We start from the raw sequence: 17,723 nt of genomic DNA on the forward strand, positions 1-17,723 counted from the left end.
ATTAAGGGAGGATTTCTTGTTTTACCGATGATTTATGTGTGCCTATTGTGCACGATCTCTTTCATCGTTACCGCTATCTGATTTGCGGAAATTCTGTTTCAAATTACCAAAGCGGAAAGTATACGTCAACCGTACGGTTTGATTGTCATTGTACTGGCGGATATCGGCCAAGAATGCACCAAAGTTGGTACTGACGTTATTTCTGCTGGTGCGAAAGATATCTGTCGCTGCCAATTTCAAGGTGCTGCGCGGATCTTTAAAGGTATAATTCACCCCCACATCCAAGTTCCAGCGACTGTGGATTTTGTAGATGTTGTACACAAATGGCGACGTGTAGGCCAATGATGTTTCTGCCGAGAATGACTTATTAATCTTGAAGTTGTTCATGTTGTTTAACTGAAACATAAAGCCACCTTGATCTACGAACGAGCCGGCAATCGGACCTTTGAAGTACATATGCACCAAAGTCATATTGTTGTTGATGCTCCAGAAATTGCCCACCTTATACGGTGTATTGATATTCAAATAACTATTTACCTGACGGCCGAGATTCTCCCGAATTACCCAAGATCTTTTTGTTTCTTCATCTTGTCCCATACTTTCGGTAATCGCATCGTTGGTGATATCGCTACCCAACGTGAAGTTGAACATCTGCTTCCATGTATAATTCAAAGAGAATCCATGCGTATATTGAGGTTGCAAATAAGGATTACCGCGCATAAAGGTGAATCGATCGATGAAATACTCGAATGGATTGAGGTATCGATAATTTGGTCGTGAAATCTTCTTGGCATAGCTCAAGGAAATAATGTTGTTTTCATTCAAAGTGCGCGTGATGCTGGCCGAGGGGAACAAGTCGAAATAACGACGTTTCACATTGCTTTCCATCGTGCGCGATTCTCCATTCGACATCGTCAATTCCCCTCTCAAACCTGCTTTGATCGACCATTTGTTGATCTCTCTGCTATAATCTGCATAGGCAGCAGCTACTTGCTCGGTATAAATAAAGTGATTCGGACGACCCGCAAACTCTTGCCATACGCCATCGACAATGTGATCAAATTGCATATTATTGTCCGAACGCACATTACTGTACTTCAATCCCGTTTCGAACTTATCTTTATTCTTAAATGGCTTGCTATAATCCATTCGCCCCACATAGATATCGATATCGACCGGCATCGCACTGCGCTCAAACTCTGGATCATATAATAACGATCCCTGTGCGTCACGCATCAGGTACTCGTAGTTGATGGTATTGGTATTTCTAAAACGAGTCAAATCCGCATCCACCACAAGTTTCCCGCCGGAAGTATCTGTCAAAAAGGTATTGTTTAAGTTCAAGGAATAGCGATTGAAACCAGCGCGCCCAAAGGTATTGGAATTTAGCATAGAATCGATTGGTCCACTTGGGCGACTCATCTCGGTGACACTGACATTGTCTTCTGTCTCGAAAGAATTATTAGCAGAAAATTGTGCTACCAACGTATTTCTTTCTGAGGTTTTTTGCTCTATTCCGAATCGGTAGGTATGCGTTTTGTTTGTCTGAAACAAATCTGAAGTCTGATCGAAAGCCGTCGGTTCTTCCTCGCCTACAACGCGATAAATATCCAAATCAAACTTTCGTTTATTCTGCATGTAAGAATACGTACCGAACAGTGTCGTATTGTTTTTCTTATAATTCAAACTTGCTGAGGTATTACCGCGTGCATAGTTTCCTTGCGCCAAACTTCCGATCAATGTCCCGTTAAAACCTTCGATTTTATTCTTTTTCAACACTATGTTGATACTGCCGGATGAGCCTTCCGCATCATCTTTAGCACTACGCGTAGTAGCTACTTCAATATTCTTGATCTGTCCGCCATCCATCGATTTCAGAAAGGAAGCCAATTGTTCGCCCGTCATAAACGTTTGGCGGCCGTCGATCGTCACATTAATGCCTTCTCGCCCCATTAACAGAATGTTTTCATCTTTATCAATGGTCACTCCTGGTGCGCGTTGCAACACTTCCAACGCATTATTACCCGCCGCCAAGGTAGAATTTTCAACATCCATCACCAATTTGCCGTTGCTACTTCTAATCAAAGGTTGCTGTCCGGTTACTGCTACAGCTTCGATCGTTTGACTTTGCGTCGTTAGTATAAAAGCAGGCATTTCTAAGGCTTTTCCGGTAAATTCAAAAGGCGCAGATTGTGAAGAAGCATAGCCAATAGAGCCAACTTCTAGGTAATAATTTCCATTGGGCACGTAGCTTATGGTATAATGTCCTTTTGCATCGGTCAGTGCCGATTTCAACAAAACCTTCGAGCTGCTGGTCATTAAATAAACCGTGGCTCCTTCTAGTGGCTCTTGCTGTTCATTGTGTACTAGACCTTGTATATGGACAGTTGCTTGCTGGGCAAATGCTAGATTCGTTAGGGCAATAGTCGTCCAGGCAACTATAAATAGTATTCTAATCATTGGTAGGTAGTATGTAATAAGTATTTATTCTATAGGTTAGACGCCAACTAAGACTCCGATGTTACATCTTCTTCCACATTTTTTTCATCTTCGTCCTTATCTGGATCGGCGGTAGCACATTTCAACCCATTTTTTGTCATAATCCATTCGGTCGATTTATGGTTGATACCTGGATAGCAATCGTGTATCCATACGCTATTTCTTACGCGATGATCCATATTATTCATAATGGTGACTTTTGTGCCAACGGGTAAGAACACGCTCACGTCGATACGCTGATCGCGGTACAATTTCTTTTTTGAGCTAAACAAGAAGTGACTGTCAAACACCAAGTTAGAACCATCCTGTTTCATTTGATAAGCGATGTCAGACGCATTATCCGAAGCTTGTTTGAAAGTGCGACCTTTTGCCGTATAGTTGTATTGTACAAATGGTTTTTCTAATGAATCCAACGATTCTATACGAATGCTTAAATCATCGCGAAGGCTAAATCCATCTTCAATCGCTTTTAGTCGACCGTTGTCAAAATCCTCACTTGAAGCATCGATCACACGCACATCCTTTTCGGAGAATATATAGTTCGAAGCCGATCGCAAAGGTTTCTCCACTTTGATAGTACTTGTTTCTCGGAAGTTTTGAGCAGTAGCCACACAGAAATAGATGATCGCAATGATCGACAATCCCCAGACAGTTAGCAAGGTAAGCGATGCATAGTTGTTCATCTTTGGCGCTTTAAACAATATCCGTAGCAAAAGGTAAAACAATGCCATAAACGGAATAAAGTTGGCTAGAAACCCGGCTAGCAATGCTACATAGGCATCCGAAGCATCCAGCAATTCTAGCGGAGGGAAGTGCATATCAGTCTTGAAACCGATGAGATATAATCCACAGAATATGAAGAAAATAAATAATCCTAACAAGGTTAGACCAACAGAAATAAGGAGGATTATTCCGAAAAAACGGCCAATAATGCGGAAAAACGAACCGATAAATGACTCTACAGAACGAGCACCACGACCGAAGTATTCACGAGCGCCCGACAACTGGCCTGACTGTTCATCCATTTCGTAGGATTTCTTGAAATTTTGCAAGTTAGGTGCCTCGCCACGCATAGCCATCTTATCCGCGCGACTTACTGCTTTGGGCATAAAAATCCATAAGACCACATATAGCATAGCGCCAGATCCCGCAAAGAGGAAGAAAGTCAAAAACATGATGCGAACCCACTTCGGCTCAATGCCGAAATAATGTCCCAAACCGCTACATACACCACCTAAGATCTTGTCATCAGGATCTTTCATCAGTTTTTTGGCAAAGTAGGACGGTTCCACTTTCGGCGCAGACTCTTCTGCGTCTATAGATGGCGCACCCGGATCCGCAACAGCATCAGTTGTTGCCGAAAATTCTTCCTCGTCGCTGATTATACCTGCTTCAAAATCACTTACTCGACCCATTTGGGCAATGACTTGATTGACATCGTCAATACCAATCACCTCTTTCTTGCCAGAATGAATGCGTTCGGAAAACATCTCCGCAATGCGGTTCTCAATATCTTCCAATATTTCTTTGCTATCTTCCGAGCGGCCAAAATGCCGCTTAATGTCGATCATGTACGATCGTAGTATCTCGTATGCATCTTCCTCAATGTGGAAGACGATGCTGTTTATGTTGATGATTATAGTCTTATTCATGGTTTTAGGGTTTTTAATATCTTTTAAATTGCTCTATGTCCTAAGGAAGTTTCTACGGCAAAAAGTAGTTCCTTCCAAGTCACATCCAGCTTTTTGAGCACGGCCATGCCTTCTTCGGTGATCTCATAATATTTGCGTGGCGGGCCAGAAGTAGATTCTTTCCAATTGTAGCTCAACAGTCCATTGTTTTTAAGTCTGGTTAGTAAAGGGTACAATGTACCTTCCACGATGAGCAACTCCGCTTTCTTCAACTCCGCAATTATATCTGATGCATAGATCTCATTCCGAGAAATAATCGAAAGAATACAGTATTCCAGTATTCCCTTTCGCATCTGTACTTGTGTGTTTTCAGCTACCATAACAATACAAAGATATATCTTTAAGACAGTACTTTGCAATACATAGTACTGTATAAAATTATATATTTTTTCTAAATCACTGATTATCAAACAAATAATTTTTAAAACAAAATAAATCGTAGGATGTCGCCTGTGGCGTAAAACCGATAAAATTCGTTAAACACTTTTTTCTTTAGCATATAAAGCCGACTTTTACGGCTATGCGATTTATTCTAAGCTATTCCTGGGCATTCCTATGGAGCATCTGTATGTTGTACCTCATGTTAAAATCGCCCAGCAACGATCTTCCCATACCACTTTACGAAGGTTTTGATAAGATTGCTCATTGCGGCAGTTTCTTTTTGCTTACTGCATTGTTTCTGTACGGCGCAATCGCTAATACGAAGGGTATGGCGCGAAAGTATCTTACCGCATTTTGGGTTTTGTTAGGAACAGGTTCATTTGCTTTTTTAACCGAGTTTGCACAGTATTACTTTACCAGTACGCGGCAAGCAGATTGGTGGGATATCTTTGCAGATGCTGTTGGTATCGGCATGGCATTATTTTCTTACTTGCTATTCTACCGAAAACGATTTTAGAGGTTCATAACGGAACTACTTTAAAAGATTTCCTTTAACTTTTCGTGATTACGCTTTCAGGCTTATGCGCGTGCTATGGTGACGATCGACACCGTGCAGCCCAAACCATCTATTAGCTGTTGTGCGGCAGCGGCAATGGTGGCGCCTGTTGTGATGACATCATCGACCAGTAGCACGTGGTTTGGAGTTTGTTTTCCACCTGTTTGCGGTACAAAAGCAAAGGCATTTTCCACGTTATCATAACGATCTATTCGCGATTTGCGTGTTTGAGACACGGAGTTCACCGTACGCTTTAAACACGTCGTGTCGAATGGAATATTTAACGCTTCACTGAGGCCTATTGCAAAATATTCGGATTGATTGTAGCCACGTTTTCTTTTTTTGATGGAGTGAATGGGAATGGGCACAATAACATCTACTCTATCTACAATCGGGTTTTCTAGCAGTATTTCACCGTACATCTTTCCGAGATAGATTCCGATTTCAGGCTGTTGGTCATATTTGAGCTGGTGAATAATTCGCTGTACGCGGGATGATTTGGAAAGCGTCAACATCGACGCGGCATATTGAAATTTGACTTTGCCCCACAACTGTTTCGCCGTTTCATTTTCGGTATCCTTGTGGTGGTCGGTTTGGGGTAAATGGTACAAGCAAGTACTGCAGAGTATGTGTTCCTGATGGATCAAAACGGTATCACATCCTGCACAACGCTGTGGAAACAGAATGTGTAATAATCCATGCCAATACCGATCCAATTTGTACATAATGGATACATGAATACTGCCACGGAAAATACGATTTATACCTCCTCAGCAGTTTTATCTTTAATAGCCAATTGACCGCAGGCCGCGTCAATATCTTTCCCCCTACTACGTCTTACATTGGTCACCACGCCTTGGTTACGCAAATAATCCGCAAATACGTCAATTTTATCTGCCTCTGCATTCACAAAATCAGCCAACGCAATCGGGTTGTACTCAATGATATTGACCTTACAAGGGATATGTTTACAGAATTTCGCTAGATCCTTAGCATCTTCCAACTCATCGTTGAAGTTATGAAACACGATGTACTCGAATGTGACCGCATTCTTAGTTTTGGCGTAGTAATATTTGAGCGCTTCTGCCAATGCTTTCAACGTATTTTGCTCGTTAATCGGCATGATTTCGTTGCGCTTCTCATCGTTGGCCGCATGCAGGGAAAGCGCCAGATTGAACCGTACTTCATCGTCACCCAATTTTTTGATCATCTTAGCAATACCCGCCGTACTTACTGTAATCCGTTTAGCGGCCATATTCAGACCAGTTGGTGACGTGATGCGCTCGATAGATTTCATCATATTGGCATAGTTGAGCAGCGGCTCGCCCATACCCATGTATACGATGTTAGATAACGGTTGTTGATAATGGTCTTCAGCTTGTTTGGCAATCAAGACCACTTGATCATAGATCTCATCGGCATTCAGATTGCGCTTGCGATCCATGTATCCTGTTGCGCAGAATTTGCAGGTGAGACTACAGCCTACTTGCGAACTCACACAAGCCGTCATCCGTGAATCAGCTGGAATCAGTACGCCTTCGATCACATTACCATCATATAGTGTAAAGGTGCTTTTGATGGTCTTATCGTTACTGATCTGCGATTGACGCACTTGTGCCGCATTGATCGTAAAATTGGTTTTGAGGTTTTCGCGCAGCGCCTTACTTAGGTTGCTCATCTCGTCAAAAGAGGTACATGATTTTTGCCATAGCCACTCATATATCTGCTTTGCGCGAAACGCCTGCTCCCCCATCTCCGTAAGCTTGACCTTTAGCTGATCAACACTCAAACTTCTGATATCCACCAATTTTACATTATCTTTCACAAGGGCAAAGATACAGAAAGCCCGTCAAACCTTTGACATTCCTCGCTAATTTTGATAAATTAGGACATTTACAAAACACACTACCATGAAAAAGACATTGGCATTACTCGCTCTTTCTGCACTGACCTATTCCGCTCAGGCACAGCACAAACTAGAAAAATTGTGGGAATCCACCGAGCAATTACCCGTCCCAGAATCGGTATTGCCACATACTGCGCAATCCACCCTTTTGGTTTCGTTGATCGATGGTGGCGGTAGTGAAAAAGACGGCAAAGGCGGTGTTGCCGTATTGCATGCTGACGGTAAAATGAAAGATGCTACTTGGGTGTCAGGTCTGCACGCCCCAAAAGGAATGGCTATGCACGGCAATCGCTTATATATTGCCGATATTACGGATGTGGTTGTAGTGGATATGTCGAATGGCAAAGTGCTGAAAAAAATCCCTGTAGCAGGTGCTACATTCCTGAATGACGTGACTGCCGATGCGAAAGGACGTGTATTTGTATCTGACACACGCGAGCATAAAGTGTATCTGATCGAGAATGACAAAGCGTCTGTGTATTTGGAAGACGCCAATAATGCGAATGGCGTTCGCGTAATCGGAGATGCACTGTATGTGTTAGCTGGTAAGGAACTGTGGAAAGTGGATCAAGCCAAAAACAAGACCGTCATTACCAAAGATTTGGAAGAAGGTGGTGATGGCTTGGAGCCAGTCGGCAATGGCGATTTCTTAGTCACTTGCTGGCCTGGATTGATCTATTATGTGAAAGCAGATGGCACGTTGGAACAACTGCTTGATGTGCGTGGTAAAATGAACACGGCCGACTTGGGTTTTGATGCAAAAACGAAGACATTATACATCCCTACATTCAACAACAATAGCGTAGTCGCGTATAAGTTGGTTAAAAAATAAATCCGATGCCGGTCTCTACAATGTTGGAGACCGGATTTGGATCCAATGGCGACTTGTTTCGTCGGTACTGGTAATTCGCTTTCAGCACTATGTTTTCTTTCGTGTTGAAATTAACGCCCAATGTAGTTATGCTCAAATTGCTTTCTACCCGTGGTAAGCTTTGCAGCAATGGATTTACCTGCTGATGCGTATTGAGGCGTTCGTACCTTCCAAACAGGCTTAGTTTCATCTCGTGAGAGTCGAATAAAAACGAGGATCGATGCGGACGTTGACTTGCCGGCCGCCGGCGCAGATATGGCAAAATATCGCTACCTAATTCGAAGAGATAGCCGTATGTATTGCTTCCCAAAACCTGACCACCATTATCAGAGTGTTCAGCGGTCTGCTGGTATATTTTTTCCGTATCACTCAATGTACCGTAAGTGCCTAATGCCACAAATCGAAAAGTGCGCCAATGGTATGTTCCATAGGCCGTTGTTAAGTTAATTCTGCCTTTTACATCTTCCTCACGATCGTTGATTCGCACAGCATTCCCCTGACCTGAATTGCCATAGTAGCCTGATACAGAAAGTGTGGCTCCGGGCAGTCCGTGATAATTTACTTGTGGATTGATAGCGAGCGAACGAGGCACTCCCAATCGAATTTCGCGACCTTGTCTGATCCAACTTCCTCCCATAAAATCTTCACTATTAAGCCCCTGCGACAAACCCAAGGCATAGCTCCAATCTTTCGAAATATTGCCATAAAACATCGCTCCAAACTCAATCCAAGTGGAAGGGGTAATCAATCGCTCGACATCGGAGCGGTTTACGGAATAGAACATAACAGGCTCATCATTATTATTGACATACCCGATGGTTAGCGGATAAAAACCCACACGTGCTTTCAAATAATCGGCATAGAGATAGTCTATAAAAGCTTCTATCAAAAACTCTTGGTTGGTATTGCCATCACGATCATGCATAAATTCTATTTGGAACTCCGAATTCCAAATGAGTTTGTCCGTGAGGCGATATCCGAAAAACGTAGAGTATCGATACAAGCCAGAGTAGTAGAGTTCCAAATCTCCTACATCTGCATTTACATTTTGTTGTACCGGAACGTAGTTAAATTCTCCAAAACCGCCAACAGACCAGCGTTTTTCAGAGAAAAAGATTTTGGATGCGGCCAAAGCTAAGCCCGGCTGTTGCTGAAAACGCGGTTTGTCTACATCGGTGGTATCGCTGTGATTAACTAGCGTATCCCTTTGCACTTGACCTACCGTCTTCGCACAAAAAATAAACGCTGTAGCAATGGTGAAAAAAATGTTCCGCATAAATAGCCCTCCTAACCTCAAATATTCAATTCCGCGTGCAAAGTTAGCTTTTAATTACAAAACGCACATCAATTAAGGTAAAAAGTTTAAGTAATAGCATAATATATCGTATATATAAAAATGTCATTCTACTGGTGCTCTTCATCATCAGTAGAATGACAGGTCAAAGATCGAGGTGGTTCGCACGATCTTTCTTCGCTACGAAATACGGGCTTATTCCGTTCTATCTTCGTCGGCTACCGCTTCTTGCCAAGTGCTCCATTTGGCTACACCGGCATCATAACCGTCGTAACCGAAATTTTGACTAAGAACACCTTTGGTATTCGCTGTTATAGCAGCGTAGGGTATCGGCCAATACATGTTTTTCTTGTCCATTGTGTAATTCGGATTACTATTTCCGGTAGCGTTGATCTGGATCGGACCTTTGTTGTACATGCTATAATGGTTGATGCGCTGATACCAGTAACTTCCGCCTGCATCATCCGTACCCGACTGCTTATCAAAGTTTGCCAAGCTGTAGGTATTTCCCCATTCGTCGGGTCTGCCGCTACGTGCTAAACAAAGTGAAACGCGTTTCAACTCCACATTGCGCCACTCTTCCCAATACAATTCCCGCGCGCGCTCATTCATAATATCGCCGATAGTAACCGCACCTTGGTACAGTTGTGTACATTGGGCTCGCTGGCGAATGATGTTCAAATCATCTTTAATTGTTCCATCGTTCGGGTTAAGATAATATTTGGCTTCGGCGCGTAGTAAATAGGCTTCTGCCAAGCGATACAAGTACCAATCGGCAATTCCACCATTAGTCGCTCCGCGCAAACCATCAGAACCGACAATGTTGGCTTCATTCACCGGGTCATTCAAAAAGAACTTGTAGTGCGGCACATCAAACCACCGACGAATGGTATCGCTGCATAATAATGCACCCGTAGTAGGATGAAATAGGGTTAGGTTTTGGCCAAACTGCGCAGAAGCTTTATTATTCACTTTATAATCTTCCATCCGTATCCAGTTACCGCTGCTCGAGCTGTGGCGAAGATCGGTCGCGTCCACTTGTCCATTCACATTCCATACCGCATGTGTCTGAAAGTAAGTAGGACGAAATGTCGATATGCCTCGTCCAAAAGAACGCATATAATCGTATAGTGGATTATAGTCGCCGCTATTACGACGGACATTCAGCATCGCTTGGCGACCATCAGGCGCTTGTACACGATTGTCGAACACAAATGGATATAAGATTCGCATCGTCAACATTTGGGAGAAGGATTCGGCATCAGAGCCTCGGTTTGGCATTCCCATAATGACTTCTCTGTTCGCCGCGATTAGTTTATTTTCAGCACGGTGCATATCCCAGATCACATTTCTAGTGATCGGCCAAGTACGCGCTTCACCACCCGGATTGAAGGTTCCAAACGTATTGGTCATCAAGGAATATCCCGATTGATTAATGAGAATATCAGTTTGATCTTTCGCTTTCTGGTATTCGCCCATCGCCAAATAAAGCTTTGTCAACAACATCCGACAAGCGCCTTTATTCACTAAACCAATCAGATTAGTTTCCTGCTGCGTAGGCACCCATTCGACCGCAAATTCCATATCTTGAATCAACATCTGCAAAATGGCATCGCGCTCCGTACTGCGGTAGTTCTGCTTCGGCACTTCCAGTAGCTTGCTGACTAATGGAATATCACCAAATTGGAATACCAAAGCCATATACCGAAAGGCGCGATGAAAATAGGCTCTGCCTTTGTAGGCATTTTTAATATTTTCGTCCAAACCCTCAACTCGATCGACAAATTGGATAATGGTATTGGCATACGAGATTCCTTTGTATGTTTCTTGCCAATAATACCAGATACTGTTAGTTCTGTCCAAGTTTTGCAACCCAGTTTCGCTGGTTGGCGTTAGCATATTAGCCACGTCACATAGCATATTTCGCTTATCCGTTGCGCCAGCAACCATCAGTTCCGAGAAGATATATTCTGTACCCAGCGTGAGCATCTCATTGTGCTCGGTAGCCCAATATAGTTTAAGGTGACGATCACAAATGGCCATGGCAGACATCAATCCTGATTCCGTAGAAAAAGTCGCTGCGGGCTCATAGATCGATAAGGGATTTGGTTTCAAAAAATCTTTGGAACAACTGCTAATTAACATGATCCCACCTAATATCGCGGCTATGCTGTACGACAGGCGGCTAGATCGTTGATGAATATTTTTCATGATAAAGTATTTTAAAATTTAAAAAACTAGGTTTAAGCCAAACGTATACAAGCGCGGTGCCCAACCACCGGTCTCTGGATCGCCATACGGCCAACCTGGCGACCAAGTCGCCACGTTGCGCACAGCGCCAAATAATTTGACACTGTTTAGATCCAGATTTGAGGTCCAATGTCTTGGCAATGTGTAGCCTAGGGTGATGTTCTCCAACCGCACGAAAGAGCGATTATATAATTTATTCACTCCGCCAGCGCCCACCGGGCCGCCCGCTTCAATACGACCAAATTCATTGGTTGGATTATCCGGTGTCCAATATTCTTTCCGCTCGCGATTAGATAAACCGTACGCCATGTGACCACCATTATCATCGTTATTCAGGTAGTTACCATTCAAGCTTTTGTGTCCGGTGTACGCATACAAATTGAAAGAGAACGTTAGGTCTTTCCACAACGTGAAATCACTACGTAATGACCATTGAAATGGTGCTACACGACGTCCCAAGAATTCTTTATCTTGGTCATTGTAGACTGGTTTGCTCGTGCCATCTGCATTAATGACATCATCCTCCGTATAATTGTTAGCTACTTTAGGATCGCCCGGTAGTTGCCCGTAACGCGCTGCTTCTTCTACTTCATTGGCTTGCCAGATTCCAGTAACACGATAGTTCCAAATGGCATCAATCGGTTGATCAATAAACCATCCGTTCGGGATATCATCTACTTCTCTACGACTCAAAATACTGCCGTCCGGCGCAATAACGTCTTCGTATTGGTAGTATAAATGCTTGATGCGATTCTTGTTGTACGACATACCAAAATTGGTGCTCCATTGGAAATTTTCGCGTTGGATGTTGAGTGTATTTAGGGTCAATTCAAAACCTCTGTTATCTACCTGACCCAAGTTTGTCGCGATGCGCTCAAATCCTGTAAATGATGGCAAACGCTGTTGCATAATCATATCTTTGGTACTCATGGAGTAATATTCCATGGTGGTTGAGATACGATTATTGAACAGGGAGAATTCCAAGCCCACGTTATAGGAAGCGGTTTTTTCCCATTGTAAGAATGGGTTTGCCAGACGGTCGGCCATCAAATAGCGGTACAATGCTAGTTCTCCCGCACTATTAATGTATCCTTGCATCTTACCTGCACCTTCATATAGATTGGCTAGTGCCAAATTGGGATCTGCCAACGATCTATTACCATTCTCTCCATATGATAAACGAAGTTTACCATTACTGATCAGGCCTTGTGGATTGAAAAAACTTTCGTTGGTAAAATTCCATGCTACCGCAGCAGATGGGAAAATAGCGTGTGGATTAGAAGTACCAAAACCCGAATAACCATCTCGGCGAAGTGAGGTAGTAAGCTGGTAACGGTCATCATAGGAGTAAAATAAACGTCCTAACATACCATCTGCCGTTTGGCGCGTATCAAAACTGGAGTACGAGCTGTCTTCTTTCATCCCATTTCTAGTATTGTGAAAACCCAAAGCATCTGATGGTAAGATGTTTCGAGCATTGATCATATCCTCCCAAAACTGGCGCTCTTCGGCTTCATACACAAAGGTCGCGTTGATGCGGTGCTTGTCATTAAACTCTTTCTTCCAGCTCACCACATTGTTGATCGACCAATCGAACCGCTGTGCCTGCGAGCGGTTCACACCGCGAGATTTCGGATCTGAGCCCGGCAAAGCGGCCGACATAAAATAACGATCATGGAAAAACTGAAAACGAGGTGAGGCGTTGAAAGAGTAGTTAATGTTGAACGGCAATTTCACACGTGCCTGCAAGATGGAATTCAACGTAGTGAAACCTTTCTCTAGCTCTAAATATTGTTTTACAAAGTCATAATTGTAACCGCGTTGACTAAACTCGGGACCTAACGGAAACTGAACGGGATTGCCATCCGCATCCGCATAATCGCCATACGGACTGTTGCGTAGCGCCTGTGCCTGATCGATATCCACGTTGCCATCCGATCTATTTTGAAAGTTGACATTTGCGCCCAACTCAAACCACTTGGTTACTTTCGCGTCAATCTTCATATTAGCGCGTACCGCGCGATAATTGTCGGAGACAACAACACCTTGATTTTTCATATACCCCATCGACAGGTAATAGTTGACCCGATCTCCAGCACCACTCACGCTAGCATTATAATCTTGATCCAATCCCGTACGGAAAACATGTTTAGACCAATCTGTAAAATTTCCATCTAAGAAGTTTTGCAAAGCATTGCCGGTGAAACCCAATCGCCGTCCCCAAATCGCCATATCAGACTCTCCATCTACGTTCGATGTATAAGCGCGCCAAGTATCGGCGGATACACCTGCTGGTAATCGATCTGGTCGCACAAAGAATCCAGGTTGCTGGGCAAAAAGTCCCGTTTGATAGGCTTCGTATGCTCCTGTGCTTGGATTTATACCGTAGGTATTTTTGGTAAACCAATCTTCTCTATGTTTGAGATAGCCTGCTTCATCAAATGGCTCACGAAAGGTGCTCAAGGTAGAGGCTCCTACGTTTGTCCGTAAGTTGACAATTGGTTTGCCGGGTTTACCTTTTTTAGTGGTAATAATGATAACACCACTGGCTGCTTGTGCGCCATAAACTGCCGCCGCAGAAGCATCTTTCAAGATATCGATCTGCTCAATATCATCAGGATTGATTTCGGATAGTTCCCCATAATAAATCATTCCATCCAGAATCAATAACGGACTATTGTGACCGCCTTCATCATAAACAGAACGCTGACCGCGAATCTGCAAACTACCTCCACCTTTGGCAGAAGGATCAAAACCTACGCGTACGCCTGGCGTACCGCGCAAAATGTCTTGTACCGTTCGAGGATTTTCGTTGGCAATATTGTCGGGGCGAATCTGCGTGACTGCACCCGTCAAATCTTTCTTGCGCATACTACCGTAACCTACCACCACGACCTCATCCATACCGTGCACATCCGTGCTCAATGTGACATTGATCGTGCTTCGGTTTTGAATAGGGATTTCTTGTACTGCGTATCCTGTACTGGTAAAGGTTAGTGTGTTTCCGCCCGTGGCCGTAAGCTCTAAGCTATATCGGCCTTCCACATTCGTAGAAGTCGCGCGATCAGAGCCTTTCACGCGTACGGTTACACCTTCTACAGGAGTGCCAACTTCGGATGTAACGATACCGGAAATTTGCTTGTTTGGTGATTGCGCAAGCGCAATCGATGTCCGATAGGGACTTAAGCTTGCCAACAGAATGACAAGAATAAAGTAGCATTTATTCATCATGATTAACAATTTAGGTGGAGGACATACGCCGTAGTTAAGGGCGTATACAATTCCATCATCGTAGACATTAGGTAAACTTTTAATAATTGGTGTCGCGGTTCAGACGACAATTCAAAAGTCTCCAATCTCTATGGGAAAAAATTGACTAATTAGCTCAATTTCTAACCAAATAGTATCATGCTTCTGCTGTTCTTTTTAAATAGCAACTGTGCGGTAATGAAATTGTCTTAGCTTTGCATCTTCAAAGAAAACAGCGATGAAAAAAATTGCAGACTATAGAAATTTATTGGGAGTAGACAAAAACGCTACGCTAAAAGAGCTTAAGACCATCTACAGAAATGCGATGAAAGATACTCATCCTGACAAGTTTGTAGATAACGACGATGCTAAAATAGAAGCGGAAGAGAAGAGCAAAACAGTTATTGAGGCATATCATTTTCTGGTAAGCATACATGCCGAAACACAGGAAAAATATAAAGAAGAGTACACTGAAACGACTACAAAATCTAATATTCATGATTTTTATTTAGAGAAGTCAATTCTTAAAGTGCAACATCTTAATGGGCAAAAGTTCGAATACATCGGCGTTCCAAAAAATGTCTATATTAAGATGGTAAACTCAGACTCGCCGAGCCGTTTCGCTAGAAGACATATTTACGGAAACTTTATATACAGGAAGTCTGGTGAAGCAATGACTGATTAATTTTCAACCACTATGAACCCCGAGATTAAAGTACAGCTAGCTTCATAAAAGCTAGCAACTGCGGGTTTGAACGTGGAAGAGATTCGTCTTCGGGCTTTATCAGCCTTTGGTTAACTACTTCCCCTTGCCCAACAACACCTGAAAAGGCTTCGCCTGCTTATTGACTTTCCAGCAAGCGATTATACTTGCTATGCCAAGCAATAAAAAGAGCATATCGATCAGGAAAATGCCGTTGGCTCCCATTTGTTTCGTTTTCCACAACCACAATCCTGTAGTAAATCCATTAACTAATGGCACCAGCAGACAAGTAATCGCCGATAAGATCAAGGTATGGAGATTCACTTTGGATGGATTTCGCAAGGCGATCAGGTAGATGCTTAGTACAAGCCAACTGTAAAAGTAAACACGATAGACGATCGCTTGGCTAATGCTCGGCAAAAATTTCAACATGATGAAGGTGAACGCCGTAACTGGCAACATCGCCAGACAGGCAGACAGAAACACATTGCTTGCCCAGAAGTTGAACCGTCTTTTGTACAACGGCACATTGTTTTTGTTGCGCGCTACCAACCAGATCATAATACCAGAGATGATGACCGCACAGCCCATTAACCCCAAAACAAAGAAAACAAGACGTAGCGGTGTACCACCAAAATCTCCAAAATGCAAATGATAGATCAAGCTGCGTACACCATCCACATAATTCGCTTCATCGACTGGCGATTTTGATTGCAATACTTCACCCGTCGCAATATTTTGCTTTACAAAACCAGAGCCGGCAAATCGTTGCTCTGCGTTTGGTTTTGCTTCCAGCACAACTTGCATGTTTTGATCTTGAAAATTACGAATGTGAATACGAGCAATTCGACTGCCCTCCCAAGTCTGCTGCCATTCGGCAACGTAGGCATTCATATCAAACTCCTTATCCAATGCTTGGTAAGAATAGGGTACTTCGATCGTACGATTGTATTGCAGATCCTCAAAAAGTTGCTCTTGCTTGCCCTCATATAGAAAATGCGAGAATGGCGTGGTCAATACAAAGTTCGTAATCAAGATCACCCCCGTCACCGCAAACAATAATTGAAATGGAAATCCGATCACGCCTAAGACCGTGTGCATATCCGTCCAGACGGTTTTCCATTTGCTCCACGGACGGAACAAGAAGAAGTTGGTTTTGATTTTATCCCAATGCAATAGTAGACCTGTTATCAGTGCAAATAAAAAAAGAAAAGATACAATGCCCGCTAATAAATAGCCAAACGGCGTACCTAAACGAATGGGAATCTGATTGAGCGGCGCTAGGAAATGTAGGCGATACAGAAATTCTCCCATATCGTAGCCCTCCGCATAGCTAGTTGGTTTTTTACTAGCAAAGTAATACAAGAAATAGGCAGAATCACCTGATTGCTGCCGTCGGCCGCGCTTTGCCTCGATCGGTGCTGGCTTACTAATCGTGGTATCTTTAGAAGCCGACATATTGATGTAAGCACCTTGCCCGCTATTAAGCAGATAGAAATCAAAGTCACGCCCCTGTAGATTATAGGTTTTCGATAGGGAATCGATCAAATAATTATAATCAGCGGATACGTTTTCTCCATGTGTTTCTGCTTTTTGCCAGGCGCTAATGCTGTCTTTAAAGAAGGAAAAAGAACCCGCGAAAAAGATCACATAAAGCAGCGCAGCAATGATAATACCGCTAATGGTGTGCGTATGGAAGTAGATATTGTATTTCCTTTGATCCATCTGATTTTTATGCTTGAAGAAGTAGGTACAATCCGTAAAAAACGCCGGTGGCCAGTAAGTAGATCAGCCATACACGCCACACATTCTTGTCCACAAATGCCCAAAGCAAAAGAAACGCCCATAAAATGTAACCCGTAAAAAAAGCAGTGGCCACCACATTTTCTTTCGGAAAGAATACGGTCATCAGCAAATGAAAACTAAACATCGTGCTGTAGCCTCCCATCGTACCTGCAAGGATTTTGCTGAGACGTAGCCAGCCCGATTTGGTGAGGTATTTTTTATTCGCTGGCATAATTACAACAGTTCAAACAGAAGACAGAACAGATACAAACCAACCACGTATGGTACGCGAAGCCAAGAGAATGGGAAAAACAAAACGCACATTCCGCCCATCATCATGAGGATCACCACTGCCGCAAACAAACCACTTCCAATTCCCAAGGCCTGCATACAGCCAATCGTGCCCAGAACAAATAGCCCGACAGCCAATTTCTTACTGATCTCGCGACTTTGCCATTGTGCTAACCACTGCGGTTTATCCGTCCAAGATATTCTCTTGGACGTACTCATCCACAGCAAGAAGCCGGTAAAAAATAAA

14 protein-coding genes are annotated in these 17,723 nt (G+C 43.2%); 3 read left to right on the forward strand and 11 right to left on the reverse strand.

The genetic code is table 11. The annotated features are described in order from the left end of the window. Nucleotides 1–42: 42 nt before the first annotated feature. The 3 genes from GKO22_RS03475 to GKO22_RS03485 are packed head-to-tail and all read right to left on the reverse strand — an operon-like array spanning nt 43 to nt 4,510. On the reverse strand, nt 43–2,460 hold the full coding sequence (locus tag GKO22_RS03475) for an outer membrane beta-barrel protein (RefSeq protein ID WP_166332684.1): 2,418 nt from the start codon (nt 2,458–2,460) through the stop codon (nt 43–45). 47 nt (nt 2,461–2,507) lie between these two features. Then, nucleotides 2,508–4,151, reverse strand: a complete 1,644-nt coding sequence (locus GKO22_RS03480) for a PspC domain-containing protein (RefSeq protein WP_166332685.1) — start codon at nt 4,149–4,151, stop codon at nt 2,508–2,510. Between the two features lie 23 nt (nt 4,152–4,174). Then, a complete protein-coding gene (locus tag GKO22_RS03485) occupies nt 4,175–4,510 on the reverse strand; it encodes a PadR family transcriptional regulator (protein WP_166332686.1) in 336 nt (111 codons plus the stop codon). 200 nt (nt 4,511–4,710) lie between these two features. Between GKO22_RS03485 and GKO22_RS03490 the strand changes: the two genes are divergently transcribed. After that, nucleotides 4,711–5,088 (forward strand): VanZ family protein, encoded by a 378-nt coding sequence (locus GKO22_RS03490; protein WP_166332687.1) that lies wholly within the window; start codon nt 4,711–4,713, stop codon nt 5,086–5,088. Between the two features lie 62 nt (nt 5,089–5,150). Here GKO22_RS03490 and GKO22_RS03495 read toward each other — a convergent pair whose 3' ends face one another. Both GKO22_RS03495 and rlmN read right to left on the reverse strand, forming a co-directional pair. After that, nucleotides 5,151–5,852, reverse strand: a complete 702-nt coding sequence (locus GKO22_RS03495; RefSeq protein ID WP_166332688.1) for a ComF family protein — start codon at nt 5,850–5,852, stop codon at nt 5,151–5,153. 35 nt (nt 5,853–5,887) lie between these two features. After that, nucleotides 5,888–6,952, reverse strand: a complete 1,065-nt coding sequence (gene rlmN, locus GKO22_RS03500) for a 23S rRNA (adenine(2503)-C(2))-methyltransferase RlmN (protein ID WP_116775325.1) — start codon at nt 6,950–6,952, stop codon at nt 5,888–5,890. A gap of 85 nt (nt 6,953–7,037) precedes the next feature. On the opposite strand from rlmN, the gene GKO22_RS03505 reads away from it, so the two are divergent. Continuing rightward, nucleotides 7,038–7,865: an SMP-30/gluconolactonase/LRE family protein gene (locus GKO22_RS03505; RefSeq protein ID WP_166332689.1), complete on the forward strand. Its 828-nt coding sequence runs from the start codon at nt 7,038–7,040 to the stop codon at nt 7,863–7,865. Here the strand turns inward: GKO22_RS03505 and GKO22_RS03510 are convergent. The 3 genes from GKO22_RS03510 to GKO22_RS03520 form a co-directional block, all read right to left on the reverse strand. Further along, nucleotides 7,855–9,180 carry a hypothetical protein gene (locus tag GKO22_RS03510; protein WP_206367793.1) on the reverse strand — a complete coding sequence of 442 codons (1,326 nt, stop codon included), beginning with the start codon at nt 9,178–9,180 and terminating at the stop codon, nt 7,855–7,857. The two genes, GKO22_RS03505 and GKO22_RS03510, sit on opposite strands and share 11 nt — an antisense overlap. 213 nt (nt 9,181–9,393) lie before the next feature. Further along, a complete protein-coding gene (locus GKO22_RS03515; RefSeq protein WP_166332690.1) occupies nt 9,394–11,409 on the reverse strand; it encodes a RagB/SusD family nutrient uptake outer membrane protein in 2,016 nt (671 codons plus the stop codon). Nucleotides 11,410–11,427: 18 nt separating this feature from the next. After that, nucleotides 11,428–14,679, reverse strand: a complete 3,252-nt coding sequence (locus GKO22_RS03520; RefSeq protein ID WP_166332691.1) for a SusC/RagA family TonB-linked outer membrane protein — start codon at nt 14,677–14,679, stop codon at nt 11,428–11,430. Nucleotides 14,680–14,935: 256 nt separating this feature from the next. Here GKO22_RS03520 and GKO22_RS03525 point away from each other — a divergent pair, with 256 nt between their 5' ends. Then, entirely contained in the window at nt 14,936–15,382 is a 447-nt protein-coding gene (locus tag GKO22_RS03525) for a KTSC domain-containing protein (protein ID WP_166332692.1), read from the forward strand. Nucleotides 15,383–15,496: 114 nt separating this feature from the next. Here GKO22_RS03525 and GKO22_RS03530 read toward each other — a convergent pair whose 3' ends face one another. From GKO22_RS03530 to GKO22_RS03540, 3 genes are read right to left on the reverse strand one after another with little or no spacing between them, the layout of a single operon-like run. Beyond that, the gene (locus GKO22_RS03530) at nt 15,497–17,125 is read right to left on the reverse strand and encodes a PepSY-associated TM helix domain-containing protein (protein ID WP_166332693.1); all 1,629 of its coding nucleotides are present in this window, start codon (nt 17,123–17,125) and stop codon (nt 15,497–15,499) included. 7 nt (nt 17,126–17,132) lie between these two features. Next, complete coding sequence (locus tag GKO22_RS03535) at nt 17,133–17,417, reverse strand: hypothetical protein (RefSeq protein WP_166332694.1); 285 nt, start codon at nt 17,415–17,417, stop codon at nt 17,133–17,135. Nucleotides 17,418–17,419: 2 nt separating this feature from the next. Continuing rightward, the gene (locus tag GKO22_RS03540; RefSeq protein ID WP_166332695.1) at nt 17,420–17,695 is read right to left on the reverse strand and encodes a hypothetical protein; all 276 of its coding nucleotides are present in this window, start codon (nt 17,693–17,695) and stop codon (nt 17,420–17,422) included. Nucleotides 17,696–17,723: the final 28 nt, after the last annotated feature.

The sequence above is a fragment of the Sphingobacterium chungjuense genome (assembly GCF_011316935.1).
Classification (GTDB): Bacteria; Bacteroidota; Bacteroidia; order Sphingobacteriales; family Sphingobacteriaceae; genus Sphingobacterium; species Sphingobacterium chungjuense.

Bases quoted from the DNA above. Each gene is read 5' to 3' on its own strand.
- GKO22_RS03515 (WP_166332690.1), bottom strand. From the start codon at position 11,409: ATGAAAAATATTCATCAACGATCTAGCCGCCTGTCGTACAGCATAGCC.
- GKO22_RS03495 (WP_166332688.1), bottom strand. From the start codon at position 5,852: ATGTACAAATTGGATCGGTATTGGCATGGATTATTACACATTCTGTTT.
- GKO22_RS03510 (WP_206367793.1), bottom strand. From the start codon at position 9,180: ATGCGGAACATTTTTTTCACCATTGCTACAGCGTTTATTTTTTGTGCG.
- GKO22_RS03485 (WP_166332686.1), bottom strand. From the start codon at position 4,510: ATGGTAGCTGAAAACACACAAGTACAGATGCGAAAGGGAATACTGGAA.
- GKO22_RS03535 (WP_166332694.1), bottom strand. From the start codon at position 17,417: ATGCCAGCGAATAAAAAATACCTCACCAAATCGGGCTGGCTACGTCTC.
- GKO22_RS03520 (WP_166332691.1), bottom strand. From the start codon at position 14,679: ATGATGAATAAATGCTACTTTATTCTTGTCATTCTGTTGGCAAGCTTA.
- GKO22_RS03505 (WP_166332689.1), top strand. From the start codon at position 7,038: ATGAAAAAGACATTGGCATTACTCGCTCTTTCTGCACTGACCTATTCC.
- GKO22_RS03525 (WP_166332692.1), top strand. From the start codon at position 14,936: ATGAAAAAAATTGCAGACTATAGAAATTTATTGGGAGTAGACAAAAAC.
- GKO22_RS03490 (WP_166332687.1), top strand. From the start codon at position 4,711: ATGCGATTTATTCTAAGCTATTCCTGGGCATTCCTATGGAGCATCTGT.
- GKO22_RS03475 (WP_166332684.1), bottom strand. From the start codon at position 2,460: ATGATTAGAATACTATTTATAGTTGCCTGGACGACTATTGCCCTAACG.
- GKO22_RS03480 (WP_166332685.1), bottom strand. From the start codon at position 4,151: ATGAATAAGACTATAATCATCAACATAAACAGCATCGTCTTCCACATT.
- GKO22_RS03530 (WP_166332693.1), bottom strand. From the start codon at position 17,125: ATGGATCAAAGGAAATACAATATCTACTTCCATACGCACACCATTAGC.
- GKO22_RS03540 (WP_166332695.1), bottom strand. From the start codon at position 17,695: ATGAGTACGTCCAAGAGAATATCTTGGACGGATAAACCGCAGTGGTTA.